Source organism: Pseudomonas sp. P42, from assembly GCF_017973755.1.
Lineage (GTDB): Bacteria > Pseudomonadota > Gammaproteobacteria > Pseudomonadales > Pseudomonadaceae > Aquipseudomonas > Aquipseudomonas iridis.
Map to the genome: position 1 here is coordinate 57829 of NZ_JACOPU010000004.1, position 21209 is coordinate 79037.

At 59.3% G+C, this 21209-nt stretch carries 21 protein-coding genes; 16 read left to right on the plus strand and 5 right to left on the minus strand.

Going from position 1 to position 21209, the window contains the following annotated elements; genetic code table 11:
• Positions 1 to 11: 11 nt before the first annotated feature.
• Together metH and H8B20_RS13320 are read left to right on the plus strand one after the other, a co-directional pair.
• The gene (metH, locus tag H8B20_RS13315) at positions 12 to 3722 is read left to right on the plus strand and encodes a methionine synthase (RefSeq protein ID WP_210623383.1); all 3711 of its coding nucleotides are present in this window, start codon (positions 12 to 14) and stop codon (positions 3720 to 3722) included.
• Between the two features lie 143 nt (positions 3723 to 3865).
• Positions 3866 to 4084 (plus strand): DUF2970 domain-containing protein, encoded by a 219-nt coding sequence (locus H8B20_RS13320; protein ID WP_042559414.1) that lies wholly within the window; start codon positions 3866 to 3868, stop codon positions 4082 to 4084.
• 6 nt (positions 4085 to 4090) lie between these two features.
• Here the strand turns inward: H8B20_RS13320 and H8B20_RS13325 are convergent, their stop codons facing one another.
• Positions 4091 to 5164, minus strand: a complete 1074-nt coding sequence (locus tag H8B20_RS13325) for an ABC transporter substrate-binding protein (protein WP_210623384.1) — start codon at positions 5162 to 5164, stop codon at positions 4091 to 4093.
• Positions 5165 to 5688: 524 nt separating this feature from the next.
• On the opposite strand from H8B20_RS13325, the gene H8B20_RS13330 reads away from it, so the two are divergent.
• Both H8B20_RS13330 and H8B20_RS13335 read left to right on the plus strand, forming a co-directional pair.
• Complete coding sequence (locus tag H8B20_RS13330; protein ID WP_210623385.1) at positions 5689 to 7347, plus strand: nitrite/sulfite reductase; 1659 nt, start codon at positions 5689 to 5691, stop codon at positions 7345 to 7347.
• On the plus strand, positions 7331 to 7825 hold the full coding sequence (locus H8B20_RS13335) for a DUF934 domain-containing protein (RefSeq protein ID WP_042559417.1): 495 nt from the start codon (positions 7331 to 7333) through the stop codon (positions 7823 to 7825). The genes H8B20_RS13330 and H8B20_RS13335 overlap by 17 nt, the downstream gene beginning before the upstream one ends.
• Before the next feature lie 70 nt (positions 7826 to 7895).
• Here the strand turns inward: H8B20_RS13335 and sohB are convergent, their stop codons facing one another.
• Entirely contained in the window at positions 7896 to 8927 is a 1032-nt protein-coding gene (gene sohB, locus H8B20_RS13340) for a protease SohB (protein WP_042559418.1), read from the minus strand.
• Between the two features lie 204 nt (positions 8928 to 9131).
• Between sohB and H8B20_RS13345 the strand changes: the two genes are divergently transcribed.
• The 5 genes from H8B20_RS13345 to H8B20_RS13365 all read left to right on the plus strand — a co-directional run bounded on the left by H8B20_RS13345 (position 9132) and on the right by H8B20_RS13365 (position 13647).
• Positions 9132 to 9842 carry a histidine phosphatase family protein gene (locus tag H8B20_RS13345; protein WP_042559419.1) on the plus strand — a complete coding sequence of 237 codons (711 nt, stop codon included), beginning with the start codon at positions 9132 to 9134 and terminating at the stop codon, positions 9840 to 9842.
• A gap of 64 nt (positions 9843 to 9906) precedes the next feature.
• Positions 9907 to 10221: an SCP2 sterol-binding domain-containing protein gene (locus H8B20_RS13350; protein WP_007946492.1), complete on the plus strand. Its 315-nt coding sequence runs from the start codon at positions 9907 to 9909 to the stop codon at positions 10219 to 10221.
• A gap of 220 nt (positions 10222 to 10441) precedes the next feature.
• Positions 10442 to 11305 carry a LysR family transcriptional regulator gene (locus H8B20_RS13355; protein ID WP_210623386.1) on the plus strand — a complete coding sequence of 288 codons (864 nt, stop codon included), beginning with the start codon at positions 10442 to 10444 and terminating at the stop codon, positions 11303 to 11305.
• Between the two features lie 123 nt (positions 11306 to 11428).
• Complete coding sequence (locus tag H8B20_RS13360; RefSeq protein WP_210623387.1) at positions 11429 to 12574, plus strand: SRPBCC family protein; 1146 nt, start codon at positions 11429 to 11431, stop codon at positions 12572 to 12574.
• Positions 12571 to 13647 carry an SMP-30/gluconolactonase/LRE family protein gene (locus tag H8B20_RS13365; protein WP_210623388.1) on the plus strand — a complete coding sequence of 359 codons (1077 nt, stop codon included), beginning with the start codon at positions 12571 to 12573 and terminating at the stop codon, positions 13645 to 13647. Before H8B20_RS13360 ends, H8B20_RS13365 begins: the two co-directional genes overlap by 4 nt.
• 132 nt (positions 13648 to 13779) lie before the next feature.
• On the opposite strand, the gene H8B20_RS13370 is transcribed toward H8B20_RS13365, so the two are convergent.
• Both H8B20_RS13370 and H8B20_RS13375 read right to left on the minus strand, forming a co-directional pair.
• Complete coding sequence (locus H8B20_RS13370) at positions 13780 to 13944, minus strand: hypothetical protein (protein WP_210623389.1); 165 nt, start codon at positions 13942 to 13944, stop codon at positions 13780 to 13782.
• A 109-nt stretch (positions 13945 to 14053) separates the two neighbouring features.
• Positions 14054 to 14296 carry a DUF465 domain-containing protein gene (locus H8B20_RS13375; protein ID WP_042559423.1) on the minus strand — a complete coding sequence of 81 codons (243 nt, stop codon included), beginning with the start codon at positions 14294 to 14296 and terminating at the stop codon, positions 14054 to 14056.
• A 205-nt stretch (positions 14297 to 14501) separates the two neighbouring features.
• Here H8B20_RS13375 and H8B20_RS13380 point away from each other — a divergent pair, with 205 nt between their 5' ends.
• Complete coding sequence (locus H8B20_RS13380; protein WP_042559424.1) at positions 14502 to 15023, plus strand: DUF4142 domain-containing protein; 522 nt, start codon at positions 14502 to 14504, stop codon at positions 15021 to 15023.
• 63 nt (positions 15024 to 15086) lie between these two features.
• Here H8B20_RS13380 and H8B20_RS13385 read toward each other — a convergent pair whose 3' ends face one another.
• Positions 15087 to 15365, minus strand: coding sequence for a hypothetical protein (locus tag H8B20_RS13385; protein WP_042559425.1), 279 nt, complete (start codon positions 15363 to 15365; stop codon positions 15087 to 15089).
• Between the two features lie 251 nt (positions 15366 to 15616).
• On the opposite strand from H8B20_RS13385, the gene H8B20_RS13390 reads away from it, so the two are divergent.
• Genes H8B20_RS13390 through H8B20_RS13415 form a run of 6 tightly spaced genes read left to right on the plus strand, consistent with a single transcriptional unit; the run spans position 15617 to position 21023 of the window.
• Positions 15617 to 16468: an STAS domain-containing protein gene (locus H8B20_RS13390; RefSeq protein ID WP_210623390.1), complete on the plus strand. Its 852-nt coding sequence runs from the start codon at positions 15617 to 15619 to the stop codon at positions 16466 to 16468.
• 4 nt (positions 16469 to 16472) lie between these two features.
• Positions 16473 to 16835 carry an STAS domain-containing protein gene (locus H8B20_RS13395; protein WP_042559427.1) on the plus strand — a complete coding sequence of 121 codons (363 nt, stop codon included), beginning with the start codon at positions 16473 to 16475 and terminating at the stop codon, positions 16833 to 16835.
• A complete protein-coding gene (locus tag H8B20_RS13400; RefSeq protein ID WP_042559428.1) occupies positions 16832 to 17236 on the plus strand; it encodes an anti-sigma regulatory factor in 405 nt (134 codons plus the stop codon). The genes H8B20_RS13395 and H8B20_RS13400 overlap by 4 nt, the downstream gene beginning before the upstream one ends.
• Positions 17233 to 18243 carry an ATP-binding protein gene (locus H8B20_RS13405; protein WP_210623924.1) on the plus strand — a complete coding sequence of 337 codons (1011 nt, stop codon included), beginning with the start codon at positions 17233 to 17235 and terminating at the stop codon, positions 18241 to 18243. Before H8B20_RS13400 ends, H8B20_RS13405 begins: the two co-directional genes overlap by 4 nt.
• Positions 18236 to 19111 carry a sensor histidine kinase gene (locus H8B20_RS13410; protein ID WP_047301556.1) on the plus strand — a complete coding sequence of 292 codons (876 nt, stop codon included), beginning with the start codon at positions 18236 to 18238 and terminating at the stop codon, positions 19109 to 19111. The genes H8B20_RS13405 and H8B20_RS13410 overlap by 8 nt, the downstream gene beginning before the upstream one ends.
• Positions 19101 to 21023: a response regulator gene (locus H8B20_RS13415; protein ID WP_210623391.1), complete on the plus strand. Its 1923-nt coding sequence runs from the start codon at positions 19101 to 19103 to the stop codon at positions 21021 to 21023. The genes H8B20_RS13410 and H8B20_RS13415 overlap by 11 nt, the downstream gene beginning before the upstream one ends.
• Positions 21024 to 21209 lie beyond the last annotated feature (186 nt).

The following is a 21209-nucleotide window of genomic DNA, read 5'->3' on the forward strand; positions in this document are numbered from 1 at the left end:
GAGTAGTCCAAATGTCCGATCGCAGCGTCCGCCTTCAAGCTCTCAAGCAAGCTCTCAAAGAGCGCATCCTGATACTCGACGGCGGCATGGGCACGATGATCCAGAGCTACAAGCTCGAAGAGCAGGATTATCGCGGCAAACGCTTCGCGGACTGGCCGAGTGACGTCAAGGGCAACAACGACCTCTTGGTGCTCACCCGTCCTGACGTGATCGGCGGCATCGAAAAAGCCTATCTGGATGCTGGCGCCGACATTCTGGAAACCAACACCTTCAACGCCACACGCATTTCCATGGCCGACTACGGCATGGAAGAGCTGGCCTACGAGCTAAACGTAGAAGGCGCACGCCTGGCGCGCAAGGTTGCCGATACCAAGACCGCAGAAAACCCCGACAAGCCACGTTTTGTCGCCGGCGTGCTCGGTCCTACGAGTCGCACCTGCTCGCTCTCGCCTGACGTCAACAACCCCGGCTACCGCAACGTCACCTTCGATGAGCTGGTGGAGAACTACACCGAAGCCACCAAGGGCCTTATCGAGGGCGGCGCCGATCTGATCCTGATCGAAACCATCTTCGACACCCTCAACGCCAAAGCGGCGATCTTCGCCGTGCAAGGCGTGTTCGAAGAGCTGCGCATCGAACTGCCGATCATGATCTCGGGCACCATCACCGATGCGTCCGGCCGCACCTTGTCGGGCCAGACCACCGAAGCGTTCTGGAACTCCGTGGCCCACGCCAAGCCGATTTCGGTCGGCCTGAACTGCGCACTCGGCGCCAGTGAATTGCGTCCGTATCTGGAAGAGCTGTCGAACAAGGCCAGCACCCACGTTTCCGCGCACCCGAACGCCGGCCTGCCGAACGAGTTCGGCGAATACGACGAACTGCCGATCGAAACCGCCAAAGTCATCGAAGAGTTCGCCCAGAGCGGCTTTCTTAACATCGTCGGCGGCTGCTGCGGCACCACGCCCGGCCACATTGAAGCCATCGCCAAAGCCGTGGCCGGTTACACACCGCGCCAGATTCCGGACATCCCCAAGGCTTGCCGCCTGTCCGGTCTTGAGCCGTTCACCATTGATCGCAGCTCGCTGTTCGTCAACGTTGGCGAGCGCACCAACATCACCGGCTCGGCCAAGTTCGCCCGTCTGATTCGTGAAGACAACTACACCGAAGCGCTCGAAGTCGCCCTGCAACAGGTCGAAGCCGGCGCCCAGGTGATCGACATCAACATGGACGAAGGGATGCTCGATTCGAAGAAGGCGATGGTCACCTTCCTCAATCTGATCGCCGGTGAACCGGACATCTCCCGCGTACCGATCATGATCGACTCCTCGAAATGGGAAGTGATCGAAGCCGGCCTGAAGTGCATTCAAGGCAAGGGCATCGTCAACTCGATCAGCATGAAAGAAGGCGTCGAGCAGTTCATCCACCACGCCAAACTGTGCAAGCGCTACGGCGCGGCGGTAGTGGTGATGGCGTTTGATGAAGCCGGCCAGGCCGACACCGAGGCGCGCAAAAAAGAAATCTGCAAACGCTCCTACGACATTCTGGTCAACGAAGTCGGCTTCCCGCCGGAAGACATCATCTTCGACCCGAACATTTTCGCCGTGGCCACCGGCATCGAAGAACACAACAACTACGCTGTCGACTTCATCAATGCCTGCGCCTACATCCGCGACGAGCTGCCGTATGCGCTGACCTCCGGCGGCGTGTCCAACGTGTCGTTCTCGTTCCGTGGCAACAACCCGGTGCGTGAGGCGATTCACTCGGTGTTCCTGCTGTACGCGATCCGCAACGGCCTGACTATGGGCATCGTCAACGCCGGTCAGCTGGAAATTTACGACCAGATCCCTGTCGAGCTGCGCGATGCTGTCGAAGACGTGGTGCTCAACCGCACGCCGAACGGCACCGACGCCCTCCTCGCCATCGCCGACAAGTACAAGGGCGACGGCAGCGTCAAGGAAGCCGAGACCGAAGAATGGCGCGGCTGGCCGGTCAACAAGCGTCTGGAACACGCGCTGGTCAAAGGCATCACCACGCACATTGTTGAAGACACTGAAGAGTCGCGCCTGTCGTTCGCCCGCCCGATCGAGGTGATCGAAGGCCCACTGATGTCCGGCATGAACATCGTTGGCGACCTGTTCGGTGCCGGCAAAATGTTCCTGCCGCAGGTGGTGAAATCCGCCCGCGTGATGAAACAGGCCGTGGCTCACCTGATCCCGTTCATCGAACTGGAAAAAGGCGACAAGCCGGAAGCCAAGGGCAAGATCCTCATGGCCACGGTCAAGGGCGATGTGCACGACATCGGCAAGAACATCGTCGGCGTGGTGCTCGGTTGCAACGGTTATGACATCGTCGACCTCGGCGTGATGGTGCCGGCGGAGAAGATCCTCCAGGTCGCCAAAGAACAGAAGTGCGACATCATCGGCCTGTCCGGCCTGATTACGCCGTCGCTGGATGAAATGGTCCATGTGGCACGTGAGATGCAGCGTCAGGACTTCCACTTGCCGCTGATGATTGGTGGCGCAACCACCTCCAAAGCCCACACGGCGGTTAAGATCGAACCCAAATACAGCAACGACGCGGTGGTCTACGTGACCGACGCCTCCCGCGCCGTCGGCGTGGCGACGCAGTTGCTGTCCAAAGAACTGAAGGCCGGTTTCGTCGAAAGAACCCGCGCCGAATACGTTGAAGTGCGTGAGCGCACGGCCAACCGCAGCGCCCGTACCGAGCGTTTGAGCTATGCCGCCGCCATCGCCAAGAAGCCGCAATTTGACTGGAGCACCTACGCCCCGGTCAAACCGACCTTTACCGGTGCCCGCGTTCTGGACAACATCGACCTCAAGGTGCTGGCCGAGTACATCGACTGGACGCCCTTCTTCATCTCCTGGGACCTGGCCGGCAAATTCCCGCGCATCCTCGAAGACGAAGTGGTCGGTGAAGCCGCCACTGCGCTTTACAAGGACGCGCAGGAGATGCTCGCCAAGCTGATCGACGAGAAACTGATCAGCGCCCGCGCGGTGTTCGGCTTCTGGCCGGCCAATCAGGTGCATGACGACGACATCGAACTGTACGGCGATGACGGCAAGCCATTGGCCAGGCTGCACCACTTGCGCCAGCAGATCATCAAGACCGACGGCAAGCCGAACTTCTCGCTGGCCGACTTCGTCGCGCCCAAAGACAGCGAAGTCACTGACTACGTCGGTGGCTTCATCACCACTGCCGGCATCGGTGCCGAAGAAGTGGCCAAGGCTTATCAGGATGCTGGCGACGATTACAACTCGATCATGGTCAAGGCCCTCGCCGACCGTTTGGCCGAGGCTTGCGCAGAATGGTTGCACCAGCAGGTGCGTAAAGAACACTGGGGTTATGCCAAGGACGAAGTGCTCGACAACGACGCACTGATCAAAGAGCAGTATTCGGGTATCCGCCCTGCTCCGGGCTACCCGGCCTGCCCGGATCACACCGAGAAAGCCGCGTTGTTTGCGTTGCTCGACCCTGAAGCAGAAGAAATGCGTGCCGGTCGCAGCGGGGTTTTTCTCACCGAACACTACGCCATGTTCCCGGCTGCGGCGGTCAGCGGCTGGTACTTCGCCCACCCGCAGGCGCAGTACTTTGCTGTCGGCAAGATCGACAAGGATCAGGTGCAGAGCTACACCTCGCGTAAAGCTCAGGAGCTCAGCGTGACCGAACGCTGGCTGGCGCCGAATCTGGGTTACGACAACTGATCCAGTTTCAGCGCATTACCGTGTGGGAGCTGGCTTGCCAGCTCCCACAGGGATTGTGATTGAACTGACCTCTTCAGGGGTTTTGCGGTGTTCTTCAGTGGGTTGGCTATGCTTGTCTGACACACACGGCAGACGAGGGATTTATGGACGATCCAGTCGACAACAAACCGCCGAGCTTCTGGCAGATGCTGCACAGCGTGATGGCGGCGGCGTTCGGGGTGCAGAGTGGCAAAAACCGGGCAAGGGACTTCACACATGGCAAGCCCAGCCATTTCGTGCTGTTGGGCATTCTGTTCACGGCGGTATTCGCTTTGACGCTGTTTGCCATCGTCAAACTGGTGCTGCATTTCGCCGGGGTTTGACGGGCTTCAGCGCATCAGGGTCTGCAGCGTAAACGGATAGCGGTAGGAAATCGGCCGTCCCTTGGCCGAGAGCTTGCGAAAATTCACGTTGTAGCCCGGCGAGTCGCCCATGGCGAGTAATTGCCGAGCCTGGGTTTTGTTGATCAGTTGCAATAATGGCAACTGGCGGTCGCGGCCGCCGTACTGCTCCAGATCAACGCCTTGCTCATAGTCATGCAATTCGACCAGCGCCCAGCCGCCAAGGGTAAAGTGCCCGCCGACCAACGCGCTCAGGCGCCCGTCAACCACCGCCTGCAATGCAGTGCGAGACGTGTTGACCGCACTGAATAAAGCATCTTTGCCCGCAACCTTGCCGCTCTCGGCGTAGGCACGCATCGCTCCGAATGCCATTTCATCGTTGGCCGACCACACCAGTGACACCTGCGGATACCGGGCGAACAGCTGTTTGGCCTGTTCATAGGCCCGCTGCTGCGTCCAGCCGCTGTAGACCAGTTGACGCAAACGCACTTGCGGATGCTCGGCCAGTGCGCGCTGCATGCCCTTCTCACGCAATTGCGCCGACGGAGTGATTTTCAGACCGGAGAAAGCCAGCACTTCAATCTGCTCACCCTTGCTCACGGGCGGGTGCAACCGTATCAACTCCTTCATCATCAGGTAGCCGCCCTCCTCATCGTTGGGCACCAGACTGCCGATCCGGTCGCTGCGTTTGCCCATCAGCGCCTGCTGATCAGGGGTCAGCGCCGCATTGACCATGAACAGTTTCACGCCACTGTTCTGCGCCAGGCGCAGGATCTGCGGCGCCACGTATTGCTCGTTGACGAACATCAGGTAATCAGGACGATTGGGGCCCAGCAATGCAAGACGTGCCTGAGCCAGAGTCAATTCAGGCTGACGCTGGGAATAGAGGATTTGCAGATCGATGCCCAGATCCCGGGCGGCTGCCTGCATGAATTGCGAATAACTGACCCAGAACGTTTCGTCGGTGTAACCGGGATTCAGAAACAGCACGGACTCGGCTCGCACAGCATTCGCGAAAAATGCGCCGAACAGGGCAAGGCTGATGTAGAGAAACTTGAACATGAAGCATCCGGGCCCGAGGAAAAATGGCCGCGCATTATAGCCATTGAAACCCCGGCTATTGACGCCTGATCCCGCTTTTTGTCCGACAATCGTCGGAAGCGGGCCCGGACGGGTCGTTTACTGGTGGCTGACCCAGAACACCGCTGTTCCTACGACGAGAATGATCAGGAACAAAATGGCCCACGCATCAACGCTGCTATCGTTTTTTCTTGCCTTGGTCGGGTTGCTCATTGCATCGCCTCTTATCGGTTTTATCGGTGATTGCAGAAAGACTCGACCACAGTTAAGACGATGATTGTCCGCACGACAAATGTGGATTAGTTAATAACTGTTAGCGTTAGGCGATTTGGTTCTTTACATATACTCAAACATCACTTTTGCGCATAACTGCAAACGGGTATATTGCCCCGGCTCCCTTAGGGAGCGCGCGGCCGTGCGCGCAGAATTGCAGAGGCAACATCGGACTCCAGCAAGCGAAAACGCAGCGTTTTCCGAGTAGCCCAAAGCCTGAGAACAGGACTTATATGTACGTATACGACGAGTACGATCAGCGGATCATCGAGGACCGCGTCAAGCAGTTCCGTGATCAGACCCGACGCTATCTGGCAGGTGAGCTGAGCGAAGAAGAATTCCGCCCGCTACGCCTGCAAAATGGCCTCTACATTCAGCGCTTCGCGCCGATGCTGCGCGTGGCGGTGCCTTACGGCCAACTGACTTCGCGTCAGATGCGCATGATGGCCAAGATTGCCCGTGACTACGACAAGGGCTACGCCCACATCAGTACACGGCAGAACGTCCAGTTCAACTGGCCGGCGGTGGAAGACATCCCGGACATCCTCGCCGAACTGGCCACCGTGCAGATGCACGCGATCCAGACCAGCGGCAACTGCCTGCGCAACGTCACCACCGACCAGTTCGCCGGTGTCGCTGCCGACGAGCTGATCGACCCGCGCCCATGGTGCGAGATCGTTCGTCAGTGGACGACCTTCCATCCGGAATTCGCCTACCTGCCGCGCAAATTCAAGATCGCCGTCAACGGTTCGACCGCTGACCGTGCGGCCATCGAAGTACACGACATCGGTCTTGAGCCGGTGCACAACGAAGCTGGCGAACTCGGTTTCCGCGTCCTGGTTGGCGGTGGCCTCGGTCGTACGCCAGTGGTGGGCTCGTTCATCAACGAGTTCCTGCCGTGGCAGGATCTGTTGAGCTATCTCGACGCCATCCTGCGGGTCTACAACCGCTATGGTCGTCGCGACAACAAGTACAAGGCGCGGATCAAGATTCTCGTCAAGGCGCTCACCCCTGAAGTGTTCGCGCAGAAAGTCGATGCGGAAATGGAACACCTGCGCGGTGGCCAGACCACGTTGACCGAAGCCGAACTGCAGCGCGTCGCCAGGCACTTCGTCGATCCGGACTACAAAGCGCTGGAAAACCAGACCGCGCAATTGGCCGATCTGGACAAAGAACACCCAGGCTTCGCCCGCTGGCGCACCCGCAATACCCTGGCGCACAAGAAGCCGGGTTATGTGGCCGTGACCCTGTCGCTGAAACCGACTGGCGTAGCGCCGGGCGACATCACCGACAAGCAGCTTGACGCCGTCGCCGATCTGGCCGACCGCTACAGCTTCGGTCAACTGCGCACCTCCCACGAGCAAAACATCATTCTGGCCGATGTCGAGCAAAGCCAACTGTTCGCCCTGTGGGGCGAATTGCGTGAAGGTGGTTTCGCCACGCCGAACATCGGCCTGCTGACCGACATCATCTGCTGCCCTGGCGGTGATTTCTGCTCGCTGGCGAACGCCAAGTCAATCCCGATTGCCGAATCGATCCAGCGCCGTTTCGATGACCTGGACTATCTGTTCGACATCGGTGAACTGGACCTGAACATCTCCGGTTGCATGAACGCCTGCGGTCACCACCACGTCGGCCACATCGGTATCCTGGGGGTGGACAAGAAAGGTGAGGAGTTCTATCAGGTCTCCCTCGGCGGCAGCGCCAGCCGTGATGCGAGCCTGGGCAAGATTCTCGGCCCGTCCTTCGCACAGGAAGTCATGCCTGACGTGATCTCGAAGCTGATTGACGTGTACGTGGAACAACGTACCGAAGACGAGCGCTTCATCGACACCTATCAGCGTATTGGCATCGACCTCTTCAAGGAACGCGTCTATGCAGCGAATCATTAAGAACAACGAAGTCGTCGACGAAACCTGGCACTTGCTGCCCAAGGATTTCAACATCGACGAGATCAGCAACTGCGACGATCTGATCGTTCCGCTGCAACTGTGGCGTGAACACAGCCGCATGCTCATGGCTCGCGACGGCGGTCTGGGCGTGTGGCTCGACGCGGACGAGGAAGCAGAGGAAATCGGTGAGGACGTTGATAAGTTCCAGGTGATCGCGCTGAACTTCCCGGCATTCACTGACGGGCGCAACTACTCCAACGCCCGCCTGTTGCGTGATCGCTATGGCTTCAAAGGCGAGCTGCGAGCGATTGGCGACGTGCTGCGCGATCAGCTGTTTTACATGCGCCGCTGCGGTTTCGACGCCTTTGCCGTGCGTGCAGATAAAGATCCGCACGAAGCGCTTGAAGGTCTCAAGGATTTTTCGGTGACCTATCAGGCCGCCACTGACGAACCGCTGCCGCTGTTCCGTCGCCGCTGAGTCTTCGCCACAAAAGCTGCGGACAAAAAAACGCCGGTCATTGACCGGCGTTTTTTTATGCCTGACTGACTTACCAGAAGCGCTGCTGGGTCAGACGGCTCCACCAGCTCAGCAGCACGCGATCTACCGAACCGCTGGCTGCCATGCCGATGCGCTCCTGCAGACTTTTGCGTTCGGCGTAATGCAGGTGGTAAACCTCAGCCTGCCTGGCCTTCTGCGAGAGGTATTCATCGCTGGTCTTGAGTTCGTCGACCAGTTGCTTGTCCAGCGCCGCGACGCCGAGCCAGACTTCGCCGGTCGCCACGTCATCGATGGCCAGTTGCGGACGGTAGCGGGCAACGAAGTTCTTGAACAGTTGATGGGTGATGTCCAGGTCTTCCTGAAACTTCTCGCGGCCTTTCTCGGTGTTCTCACCAAACACGGTCAGGGTGCGTTTGTACTCACCGGCGGTCAGCACTTCGAAGTCGATGTCGTGCTTCTTCAGCAGGCGGTTGACGTTGGGCAACTGCGCAACCACACCGATCGAGCCGAGAATGGCGAACGGCGCACTGATGATCTTCTCGCCGATGCACGCCATCATGTAGCCGCCGCTGGCCGCGACTTTGTCGATGCACACGGTCAAGGGCACGCCGGCTTCGCGGATACGCGCCAGTTGCGAAGACGCCAGACCGTAGCTGTGGACCATGCCGCCGCCGCTTTCCAGACGCAGGACAACTTCGTCTTTCGGCGTAGCGAGGGTCAGCAGCGCAGTGATTTCATGACGCAGGCTCTCGGTGGCCGAGGCTTTGATGTCGCCGTCGAAATCCAGCACGAACACCCGTGGTTTGGCCTCGGGTTTTTTCTTCTGCTTCTTCTCGCTCTTTTCGGACTTGGCCTCGCCCTTGCGCAAGGCTTTGAGCTGATCCTTGTCGAGCAGGGTCTGCTCCAGGCGCTCACGCAGGCCTTTATAGAAATCATTGAGCTTGCTGACCTGCAACTGCCCCGCCGACTTACGCCGGCCCTTGCTGCGCAACGCGGCAAAACTGGCGAGCACAACCAGAATGGCGATTACCAGGGTGACGGTCTTGGCCAGGAAACTGGCGTATTCGGTGAAAAACTCCACAGAGACTCCTCAAAACGAAGCGTGGATGTGATTTCCACGCGTAATGGCCCCAGCATACCCATGCGCCGGCTCGTCGGCCAGTCGTGAAACCTCTGGCAACACGCCTGTAACGGGCATTTCAAACAAGCGTATGTTTTTTCATTGACAGCTCCCCGGCATCCTCATAATCTCGCCAAACCTTCAACGTACCGGGACGACGCGGACGTGGGCAGCATCTATTTGATTCGACATGGCCAGGCCTCCTTTGGTGCAGACGACTATGACGTCCTGTCGCCGACCGGTGTGCGTCAGGCAGAAATCCTCGGTCAGCACCTCGCTGAACTGGGGATCCGCTTCGATCGCTGCCTGGCAGGTGATCTGCGCCGCCAACAACACACGGCCACCAGTGCGCTGGAGCAATTCACTGCCAAAGGCCTGTCGGTACCGACGCTGGAAACCGATTCCGCGTTTAACGAATTTGATGCTGACGCGGTAATCCGCGCCCTGCTCCCGGCGATGTTGCCAGACGAGCCTGAAGCCCTCGACATCTTGCGCAACGCTGCGCAAAACCGCGGCGAGTTCCAGCGCATTTTTGCCCTGATCATCGAGCGCTGGCTGGCCGGCACCTATGACACACCGGGACTGGAGAGCTGGCTGGGTTTCGTTGAACGGGTGCAGGCCGGGTTGCATCGAATTATTGAACAGGCCGAACAAAACCAGAAAATCGCGGTGTTCACCTCTGGCGGCACGATTACCGCCCTGCTCCACCTCATTACACAAATGCCTGCCAAACAGGCTTTTGAACTGAATTGGCAAATCGTCAACACCTCGCTCAACCAGCTGAAGTTTCGCGGCCGCGAGGTGGCCCTGGCTTCCTTCAACAGTCATGCCCATCTGCAACTGTTGAAGGCCCCGGAACTCATCACTTTCCGCTGAGTCCGGATTACTGTGACCCTTGCTGTAATCACCCAGCTCCTATTACCCAAGAAAGGATCGAACCATGACCTCCGTAGCTGATGCCGTACAAGCAATGAAAGCCAAGTTCAACCCAGCCGCTGCTGCCGGCCTGGACCTGGTCTTCGGTTTCCGCATCGACGACACCAAGAACTTCTCGCTGATCGTCAAAGACAGCACCTGCGAGCTGCAAGAAGGCGAGAACCCGGACGCCCAGGTCACTCTGGTCATGGACGGCGAAACCCTGCAAGGCATCGTTGACGGTTCGACCGACGGCATGCAAGCGTTCATGGGCGGCAAACTGCGCGCTGAAGGCGACATGATGCTGGCGATGAAACTGTCCGAGCTGTTCCCTTCGTAATACCGCTGTTCAGTGACAAAAAAATCCCGCCCCTGTGGCGGGATTTTTGCGTTCTGGAGCAAAGAAACCTGGCGGTGTGCGAACAGGCCATCCCCGCAATCGTCGGCGCGGTTGGGTGAGGTCGGTCCCCTCTCCCTCGGGGCTGTCCGACGTTTCGGGAGGGTTAGGGTGACGGGCTCTTTGCATTTACAATGCCCCCACCTCAAACACCGGCCCGCCCATGGACATCGACCTCGCTCGCACCTTTCTGGAAATCGTCCGTCACGGCAGTCTCGCGGCGGCGGCGCAGAAGCTGTTCGTCACCCAAACAGCGATCACCGCCCGGGTGCAGAAACTCGAAAGCCAGTTGGGCAGTACGCTGTTCGTGCGCAATCGCGCCGGAGCGAAATTGACGGCCAATGGCGAGGCCTTCGTGGTCTATGCCAATCAACTGGTGCAGACCTGGGAAGCGGCGCGGCGCGACCTGCCGCTGCCTGAGGGTTATCACAACGTGCTGCACATCGGCGGCGAAGTCAGCCTGTGCAACCCGCTGATGCTCAGTTGGGCCGCCGAGTTGCGCGAGAAAATCCCCGGACATGCCCTGCGCATGGAAATCCGCGACGGTGAAAACCTTCTGCGTCAACTCGAACTCGGCGTGCTCGACGCGGCGCTGGTCTATCAACCGGATTACTGGCCGGGGTTGCAGGTCGAGCAGGTGCTGGAGGAAAAGCTGATTCTGGTGCGCGCGCCTGATCGCCCGGATCCCTACGTTTATATCGACTGGGGCCCGGACTTCCGCCGCCAGCACGACGCCGCCCTGCCGGAAAAAGCCAAAGCCGCGCTGAGTTTCAACCTGGGCCCACTCGCCCTGCAATACATCCTGGAAAACGGCGGCAGCGGCTATTTCCGTACCCGTGTGGTGCGCACCTATCTTGAAAGCGGCGCACTGGAAACGGTTACCAAAGCCCCGGAATTCGGCTATCCAACCTATCTGGTGTATTCGCGTGATCGCGACTCGGCGACATTGCAGCAAGCCTTCAATCTGCTGCGTGAAGTGATCCGCACCGATGACGATTGGTCACAACGCTGGAACCCGCTGAGCTGATCCAGACGCCCGAGTGGGCGCTTTACACCGGATCATGGCGCATGTGGCCTCAAGGTCCGGCCTGCATTGATGGCCGGATCGGCTAATCTGCCGGGTACAACAAAATACCCGCAGGTGAACGCAGTGAGGCAGACCACCGAGGCATTCCGCAGCCGCTATCGTGCGGCCATTCATCCGCGCTACAACCCGTGGCTGCACGGCGCCTTCGTGTTGCTGTTCGGGGTGCTGGCCATCGGCGCGTTCTGGAGCAGCGTGCACCAGGCAAGCTGGCTGGAATGGCTGAGCGTGCCGCTGACCCTGCTGTTTTTCAACTTTGGCGTGTACATGGTCCATCGCCATCTCGGCCACCACAAAAAAACCTTTGCCAAAATGTTCTACGCCCGGCATGCGGGGGACCATCACAGCTTCTTCACGCCCGGCCACATGACCTACGACAGTGCTCGCGACTGGCGGGTGATTCTGTTTCCGGCGTGGCTGATCGTGATCCATACGCTGGTGATTACCCTGCCGTTGTGGTGGCTGTTCGCGCAGTTCAACGCCAACGTCGCCGGGCTGTTCGCTGGCAGCATGGTGCTGGGTTATCTGACCTACGAGGTGTTTCATGCCGCCGAACACTTGCCGCCGCACAACCCGCTGACACGCCTGCCATGGATCCGTCAGATGCGCCATTTGCATGAGCTGCATCACCGTCGCGAGCGCATGCAAGAGCGTAATTTCAACATTGTTCTACCGCTGATGGACTACCTGTTCGGCACCCTTTACTGGGAGCCGCAAGCCGCCCCTTTGAGCTATTCAAGAATGCCCATGACCCGCATGCAGCACCAGATCGATATCGCTGGCGACCCGATTGCCGTACTCGCCTACGCGGCCAGTGTCGGCCGCTGGCCTGAGTGGCATCCGTCATCGCTGAAGATCGACGGCCCATGCGGCCCGCTGCATGCAGGCGCATGCTTTGAAGAAGACATTCATGCCGGCGGCCGCGCAGGTCACCTGAGCTGGGCAGTCACCGAATACCTGCCCGGGCGACGCTGGTGCGCGCGGGCCCAGGGTGATCACGGGTTGTCGCTGGCGTTGACTTACGAGTGCTACGCCGAAGGTGACAGCACGCGGTTTGTGCGCACGCTGGATTATCGTTTCGACGGCTTGGGCATGCGTATCGCCAATCGATTGCTGCTCAAGCGCCGGATCGACCGTGAGTCCGCCGCATCCATGCTCGCGCTGCGTGACATGGCTACGCAGTATCTGGCTTCAGCGAGGGCCAGCGCATGAGGTGGGGGCAGTTTCTATTGTTACTGATTGTCGTCGTCATCGCGTTTCTGCTGCTGATGCCCACCAAGGTCGAGCCGGTCGCCTGGACACCGCAGGCGGCACCCTCGTTGAGCGAAGGGATCTACGCCGATAACCAGCGCCTCAAAGGTGCGGTGCAGGTCGGCCCCAGTGACATTGAAGGGCCGGAAGCGCTGCTGCTGGAAGGGGAATTCCTGATCACCGGTCTACATGACGGTCGGCTGATCCGCAGTAGTCTTGATGGCAAGGAACGCAAAGTGCTGGCCGACACCGGTGGCCGGCCGCTGGGGCTTGCGCGGCATCCCAATGGGCTGCTGGTGATCGCCGACGGGGTCAAGGGTTTGCTGTCTCTCGATGCACAGGGCCAGGTGACGGCCTTGACCAAAGAGGCCAATGGCGTGCCCTTCGGTTTCACCGATGATGTGGCGATCGACAAGTCCGGGCACTACGCCTACTTCAGCGATGCCTCCAGTCGATGGGGCTACGGTCATGACGGCGAGGCGATCATTGAGCACGGCGGTGACGGACGTTTGCTGCGCTATGACTTCCAGACCGGCAAGACCAGCATCCTGCTCGATAAACTGCAGTTCGCCAACGGCGTGACCCTCGGCCCGGATGATGCCTATGTGCTGGTCAATGAAACCGGCGCCTACCGCATCAGTCGCTTCTGGCTGAAAGGCCCCCAGGCGGGCACCCATGACCTGTTTATCGACAACTTGCCGGGGCTGCCGGACAACCTGTCATTCAATGGCCACGATCGTTTCTGGGTTGCGTTGTACGCACCGCGTAATGCCTTGCTCGATGGCACGGCCGGGCATCCATTCGTGCGCAAGATGATTGTGCGGGCGTTGAGCGTGTTGCCCAAACCCGTGGAGAAGCGCGGTTTTGTATTGGGGCTGGATTTGCAGGGCAAGGTGATTACCAATCTGCAGGATGCGAGCGACGGCAATTATTCGCCGATCACCACGGTGAGGGAGTATGGGGACTGGTTGTATTTCGGGTCGTTGAAGGCGATGCATATGGCGCGGATGCCGTTGGCTGATGCGCTGAAGTGAGCCTCTCGATTTTGTGTTGAATTGAATGACGCCATCGCTGGCAAGCCAGCTCCCACAGGGGTTCATGTAGTTCACAGAGTATGTGCACGACCCAATACCTGTGGGGGCTGGCTTGCCAGCGATAGCAGTCTGTCAGTTGGAAGACTTGTCGAACTTGTCGGGGTTTTCGTCTTCAGGAAGATCCTCGACTGGCTCATCTGGATGAGCCGTGGTATGCGCCGGGCTGTTAGGCTCGGGATGCGTCGGCACCGGGTCGAATGCGCCCTGCTCTTCACTCGGGAATTTGGGATCGCTCATGAGGCACCTCGCAAGAAGTCGATGAATTCGGACTCTGTACATTCGAGGTGCCGGCAGGGGCTGTCGTTCCCGTCCATTTGCAACCGTAGGTCGGCGGACAACCAGAAGGTCAGGACGGCGCCTGCAAGTGGCTGACGATCTCATCCTTGACCTTCAGACGCTTCTCTTTGAGTTTTTTCAATGCGTCGTCGCTGGGGGCGTCCGAGGTGGCTGTCTCTGCCTTGACCACGTCGGCATCAGCCTGAGAATACTTGTTGATCAATGAATCCAGTCGCGGATCCTGGGTGCGTTTTTGCTGGATCTCTTCCTTCGTGCAGCTCAAGTCCTGAAACAGGTCATGGGGAACCGGCATGGAACACCTCCGTGAGTTGATCGGTGACCAACGCGACCGATTGCGCTGGCCAGCCATCAGAATGGCCTCGGTCGGGGCGTTCTGTCGACTCCCTGTCAGACCAGCGGTGGCCGTTCGTCGCCCTGTCGCAAATGCGATAAACCTTTGATCACCCTCGCCTCTCCACTCTTTAACGCTCACAAAAACCTGCGTGGAGATACACCAAATGGACGGATTCAACCTGCGTCACCTGGCTCTCGCCGTTGCCCTGAGTGCGAGTATGGGCAGCGCATTTGCCGCTACCGACAATGACTTCGTCGACAATGCCGCTGCCGGTGGCATCGCCGAGATCGAAACCAGTCGCCTGGCGCTGGAAAAAAGCCAATCGGCCGACATCAAGCAGTTTGCCGAAATGATGATCACCGATCACGGCAAGGCCAATGACGAACTGGCGACGATTGCCAAGGCTCACGATATCGAGGTGCCGGACACCACCACGCTGGTCAAACAGGCCAAAGAGAAAATCCTCGAAATGCGCGATGAATCCTTCGATGCGGCCTACGCCAACAATCAGGTCAAGGCCCACGAAGACACCATCGAGTTGTTCAAGAAGCAAGCCAATACCGTCACGGATGACAAGGTAAAAGGCGCGACCGAGCTGAAAGCCTTCGCCCAGAAAATGCTGCCAGGGCTGGAAAAACATCTGTCGGCGGCGAAAGAGCTGCAAGCCAAATATCCGAGCAAGTAAGTATCGGGCAGGCAAAAAAAGAGGCCGCATCCAATGGATGCGGCCTCCTCGTTTCAGCCTTGATTAACCCCCGTCAGTATCAATATCCGCGTCGGTCTCCTCACCCGGCTTCGCCCGATCCGGCTCAGGTTCGAAACCGGGGCTGAACTCGTTGTCGTTATCGGTGTTCTGGTTCTTCTGATCCACTGCCGGATCAGCACTTTGCGCCTGGTCTGTATCGCCCTGTTGCTGCGCAGGCTGCGTCGGCGCCGATTGCCCCGGCACTTGCGGGTCAATCGCCGGGTCATTGCGATCGATCGGTTCCCCGGATTGATTGTTCTGCTGTGTCGATTGCTCGTTCATAAGCACCTCTTTAGTCATCGCCAGCGCGACTGAAACCAGTCGGGCCTTGCAGATTCGAAGCCGTCAGCGCGCCAACGTTCAAAACTTCGCGCCTTGCAGCCATGCCGACTAGAGTTACTCGGGCCTTTCTTGAGGCAAATCAAAAATATCCTCGCAAGACTGCACAACTATTTGAAACGGCAACGGTCACTGACTTCGCGCCGATCAATTTGATGAAATCGGCCCCTCATTCGTTACGGAGCAACAGGCACATGGCAGCACTGCAGAACAGCACACTCGATGCGATGAAAAACAAGCAGGCCCAACTGCTGGGCGAATGGATCAACGGCCTGGGAGCGAGCGGCGCCACGCGCAATCTGAAAGAACACGACCTGCAGCAGCAAACCAGCGAATTCCTGCAACTGGTGGTCACGGGCCTTGAGAGTGACAACGGCACCAACGTCAATGCGCAAGGTTGGGAAACGACCCGCCTGTTCCTTGAAAAGCTTTCCCATAGCCGCGCCCTGCTCGGCCAGGACTCGCAACAAACCGCGAGTTTCATCTTCGCCCTGAAAGGCCCGCTATTCAGGCTGCTGCAAGCACACTACAAAGAACAACCGGCGCTGCTCGCCGAGCAGCTCTGGGAAGTTTCCGAATTGCTCGACGCCTTTGGCCTGCACACCATTCGGACCTTCCAGAAATCCCGCGAAGCGGTGATCAAGCGTCAGCAGGAAGAACTGCTTGAACTCTCCACACCCGTGGTCAAGCTTTGGGACGGCGTGCTGGCGTTGCCAATGATCGGCACCCTCGATTCGCAGCGCACACAGGTCGTGATGGAATCGTTGCTGCAACGCATCGTCGATACCGGTTCGGAAATCGCCATCATCGACATTACTGGTGTGCCTACCGTCGATACCCTGGTCGCCCAGCACCTGCTGAAAACCGTTACCGCGATCCGCCTGATGGGCGCAGATTGCATCATCAGTGGCGTGCGTCCGCAGATCGCGCAGACCATCGTGCACCTGGGGCTTGACCTGCAAGGCGTGGTCACCAAGGCCAATCTTGCCGATGCTTTGAAACTGGCCCTGACACGCCTGGGCATCACCCTCAGCAAAGCGGTCTGACGTCATGGAAAGAATTCCGATTCTTCAGATGGGCGAGTTCCTGCTGGTGACCATTCAGGTCGACATGCATGACCAACTCGCCTTGACCCTGCAGGACGATCTGTCCGAACGCATCAGCAGAACCTCGGCGCGTGGCGTGTTGATCGACATCTCGGCGCTGGACATGGTCGACTCGTTCATCGGCCGGATGATCAGCACGATTTCCGGCCTGTCGAAAATCATGGACGCTGAAACCATGCTGGTTGGTATGCAGCCGGCGGTGGCGATTACCTTGGTCGAACTCGGCCTGACTCTGCCCGGTGTCAGCACGGCGCTCAATGTCGAGCGTGGGATGAAAGTGCTGCGGGAACGAGTAAGTCAGCAATGACCGTGCGCAGTAGCGGTACTCAACCCATTCACATTGAGCAGGATGTGGTGCTGGCCCGCCAGACCGCACGCAAACTGGCCACCGAGTGCGGCATGCGCCTGATCGACCTGACCAAAATGGTCACGGCTGTCAGCGAACTGGCGCGCAACACCATGGTTTACGGGGGTGGCGGCGACATGGACTGGCAGATCCTCGATGAGGATCACAAGGTCGGTCTGCGCCTGACCTTTCGCGACGAGGGGCCGGGCATTGCCGACATCAAACTGGCAATGACCGACGGCTGGACGTCCGGCAGCGGCATGGGCCTGGGTCTGACCGGTGCGAAACGACTGGTCCAGGAGTTCGAACTGGACACGGAGCCCGGCAAGGGCACCCGCATAACGATTACGCGATGGACATGAACATTAACGGGTCACTGACCCAAGTCTTACTGATCGAAGACAGCAGCCAGATCGGCTATGCAAGGCGCACGGCTCAACGGCTTGCCGAACAGCACGGTTTCACTGAAAGCGATGCCGGACGCGTGGCACTGGTGGTCACCGAGCTGGCGAGCAATCTGCTCAAACATGCCGGCCGTGGCGAGCTGCACTTGCGAGTGCTGCCACGTCAGGGCAATGCGGGGATCGAACTGCTGGCGGTGGATCGTGCCAAGGGCTTTGATCTGGAGGCATGCCTCACTGACGGCTTTTCTACCGGCGGCACCCAAGGCATCGGCCTTGGCGCGGTGTCACGCCAGGCCGATGTGTTTGACGTGTATGCCGACCACCGCGGAGCCGTGTTGCTCGCGCGTTTGTACCCGCGCAACACCCGTCAGCCTGACCTGCTTTACGGCGTTAGTCAGCACTCGCTGCATGACGACCCGGCCTGCGGCGATGTCTGGCATCTGGCGTATCACGGCGCAGACATCAGCGCGCTGATCGTTGACGGCCTCGGCCATGGTGAAGACGCCGAAATTGCCGGCCGCGCCGGCGAGGGAGCGTTCGCCCGTGCGCCTTTCAGCACACCGACGATGCTGATGGAAGACCTGCACCGGGACATGATCGGCACCCGTGGCGGCGCGGTGGCGTTTGCGCAGTTTCATGCCGATAGCGCCAGCCTCCGTTTCACCGGGGTGGGCAATATCGGCGCCAGTCTGATTGCTGCCGACAAATCCCGCGGACTGGCTTCGCACCCTGGCATCGTTGGCGTCCAGTACCGGAAAGCCCAGCCCTTTGACTATGCTCATGTGAACGGACATCTTTTGATCATGTACAGCGACGGTTTGCAGTCCCGTTGGAATCTTCAAGACTACCCCGGCCTGGTGCACCGCCACCCTGCCGTGATAGCCGCCATTTTGCATCGCGACTTCTGCCGCGGTCGGGATGATGTAACGGTACTGGTCGTTGCTCTGGAGGCCGCCCATGGCTGAGTCGCCCCTTGCGAGCAATGCCGAACAGGCTGCGCTGATCGCCCAGTTGCAGAGCGAAACTGAAGCCTTGCGCGCAGAGCTTGATGAAACCAATCAGGGCGTGCTGGCGCTGTACGCCGAGCTCGACATTCAGGCAGAAGAATTGCGCCAGGCTTCGGACCTCAAAAGCCGTTTCCTGTCGTACATGAGCCATGAGTTCCGCACCCCGCTGGGTTCGATCCTGAGCATCAACAGCCTGCTCGCCGACGAGCTGGACGGGCCGCTGAGCCCCGAGCAACACAAACAGGTCGCCTTCGTCAGCACTGCAGCCCGCGAGCTTAGCGACATGGTCGACGACTTGCTCGATCTGGCGAAAATCGAGGCCGGACGCATCACCATTTCCCCGGCGTGGTTCGACATGTTCGATCTGTTTTCCGCCCTGCGCGGGATGTTTCGGCCCATTGTCGATGCGTCGGCAGTGGACCTGATCTTCGAGGAACCCAAAGGCCTGCCGCGCCTGTACACCGACGACAAGAAACTCGCGCAAATCCTGCGCAACTTCATTTCCAACTCGCTGAAGTTCACCACGCGTGGCGAAGTGCGGGTTTCGGCACGACTTGAAGGCACGGACAAAGTGCGTTTTGCCGTCAGCGACACAGGTATTGGTATCGCGGCGGAGCTGCATGGTGCATTGTTCGAGGACTTTTCCCAGGTCGACTCGCCGCTGCAGAAACGCTTGCGCGGCACCGGCCTGGGACTTTCCTTGTGTAAACGCTTCGCGACCCTGTTGGGTGGAGAGGTCGGAATGGACAGCGCACCGGGCGTCGGCTCGACCTTCTACGTGACTATTCCGTTGGCGATCGCTTTGGAGAACGTCGATGAAACGTGACATCCGCCTGTTGATCGTCGATGACAACGTCGCCACCCGCTATGCCCTGCGCAAACGTCTTGAACGCCACGACTATGAAGTCCTCGAGGCCGGCACTGGCACTGACGGCCTGGCGTTGATCGAGAGCGAAGCGTTCGACGCCCTGATACTCGACGTCAACCTGCCGGACATGAGCGGCTTCGATATTGTGCGCATCCTGCGTGCCGATGCCCGTACCGCACTGCTGCCGGTGATCCACGTCTCGGCGGCATCGATCCAGACCGGCGACATCATCACCGGCCTCAATGCCGGTGCCGATGCCTACCTGATTCACCCGGTCGACCCGGACGTGCTGCTCGCCACCCTGCGCACCCTGCTGCGGGTGCGCGACACAGAAAATGCATTGCGCGAAAGCGAGGCGCGATTCCGCGAGATTTTCGTCAATGTGTCCGCGCCCATCGCGGTGCTGGATGCGAACCTCAAGGTGCATGAGTGCAACCACGCGTTCAATCAGTTGATTCTGGATAACCGCGACCCGCAGGCCCTGAGCGAATGCTTCGCCGACGATCAAAACGCGATTCTCAATGAACTGCGCCTGCGCCTGGTCGATGGCGAGCGCTGGAAAGGCACGCTGAACATGCGCGTGCAAGGCGAGATTCGCGAGACCGAGTGGCAGATTTCGCCGTACCGCACGCCCGAGCTGAGCCTGGTATTCGTAGAAGACGTCACCGAACACCGCCATCGCGAACGCACGCATCTGGCACGCCTGGATGACACGACCTCACAACTGGAACGCGCCGAATCTCAGTTGCTGCAAGTGCAGAAAATGGATGCCCTGGGCAAGCTCACCGGCGGCATTGCCCACGACTTCAACAACCTGCTGACCGGCATCATCACCAGTCTTGAGCTGATCCAGAAGCGCATCGACGACAATCGCCCGGAAAAGGTCAAGTTGTATGCCGAAGCGGCGCTGAATTCCGCGATGAGCGCAGCCTCGCTCACCCATCGTTTGCTGGCGTTCGCCCGTCAGCAACCGCTGGACACCCGGCCCGTGGACATCAACGAGCACATGCGGTCGCTGGAAGAACTGCTGGTACGCACCATCGGTGAGCGGATTGCGCTCAAGCTTGAGTTGACCAACAAACCGGCCATTGCGTTGGTCGATCCGAGTCAGCTGGAAAGCGCGATGCTCAACCTGGTGATCAACGCCCGCGATGCGCTGCCGCATGGCGGCAACATCTGGGTCAACACCTACGCGGCGTATTCCCATGGTGATCCGAATCTGGCCGATGGCGCCTATGTGGCGTTGTCGGTGCGCGATGACGGCACCGGTATCGAGCACAACGTGATCGACAAGGTTTTCGACCCATTCTTCACCACCAAACCCTTGGGCCAGGGCACCGGGCTGGGCTTGTCGACGATTTATGGTTTTGCCCGGCAATCGGGCGGGGATGCGCACATTCGCAGTGTGGCCCGACGGGGCACGGAAGTGACCATCATGTTACCGGCCACCAGCCATCCGGTCGGCGTTGAAGCTTCACCAGAGGTGGTCAATGCGCGGGGCACCGGCGAGCATGTGCTGATCGTCGAGGACATGGCTGCGGTGCGGATGTTCGTCACCGAAGTGTTGGAAGATGCCGGTTACCGCTGCACTGAGGCCGGCGACATCGAGACGGCACTGGATCGCTTGCAGAACGATCCATCGATCAACCTGTTGCTGAGCGACGTCGGCTTGCCGCGCATGAGCGGGCGCAAACTGGCAGATGTTGCGCGAGGCTGGCGCGAAGAATTACCGATTCTGTTCATGACCGGCTACGCCGAAACCGCGCTCAACCGTCAGGTATTTCTCGGCGAAGGGATGGACATGCTGGTCAAACCGTTTCAGATCAGCGAATTGCTGGACAAGGTTCGCCGCACACTCGACGGCGCCTGAACCACCGCTATCGCTGGCAAGCCAGCTCCCACATGGAATGAAGGGAACCCAAAACCCGAGCACATCCCAAAAACCTGTGGGAGCTGGCTTGCCAGCGATTAGGCCTGCTCGCTCAACATCAATGTTGCCTGCTCCACCGCTATCGCTGGCAGGCCAGCTCCCACAGGGATTGAAGGGAACTCAGAA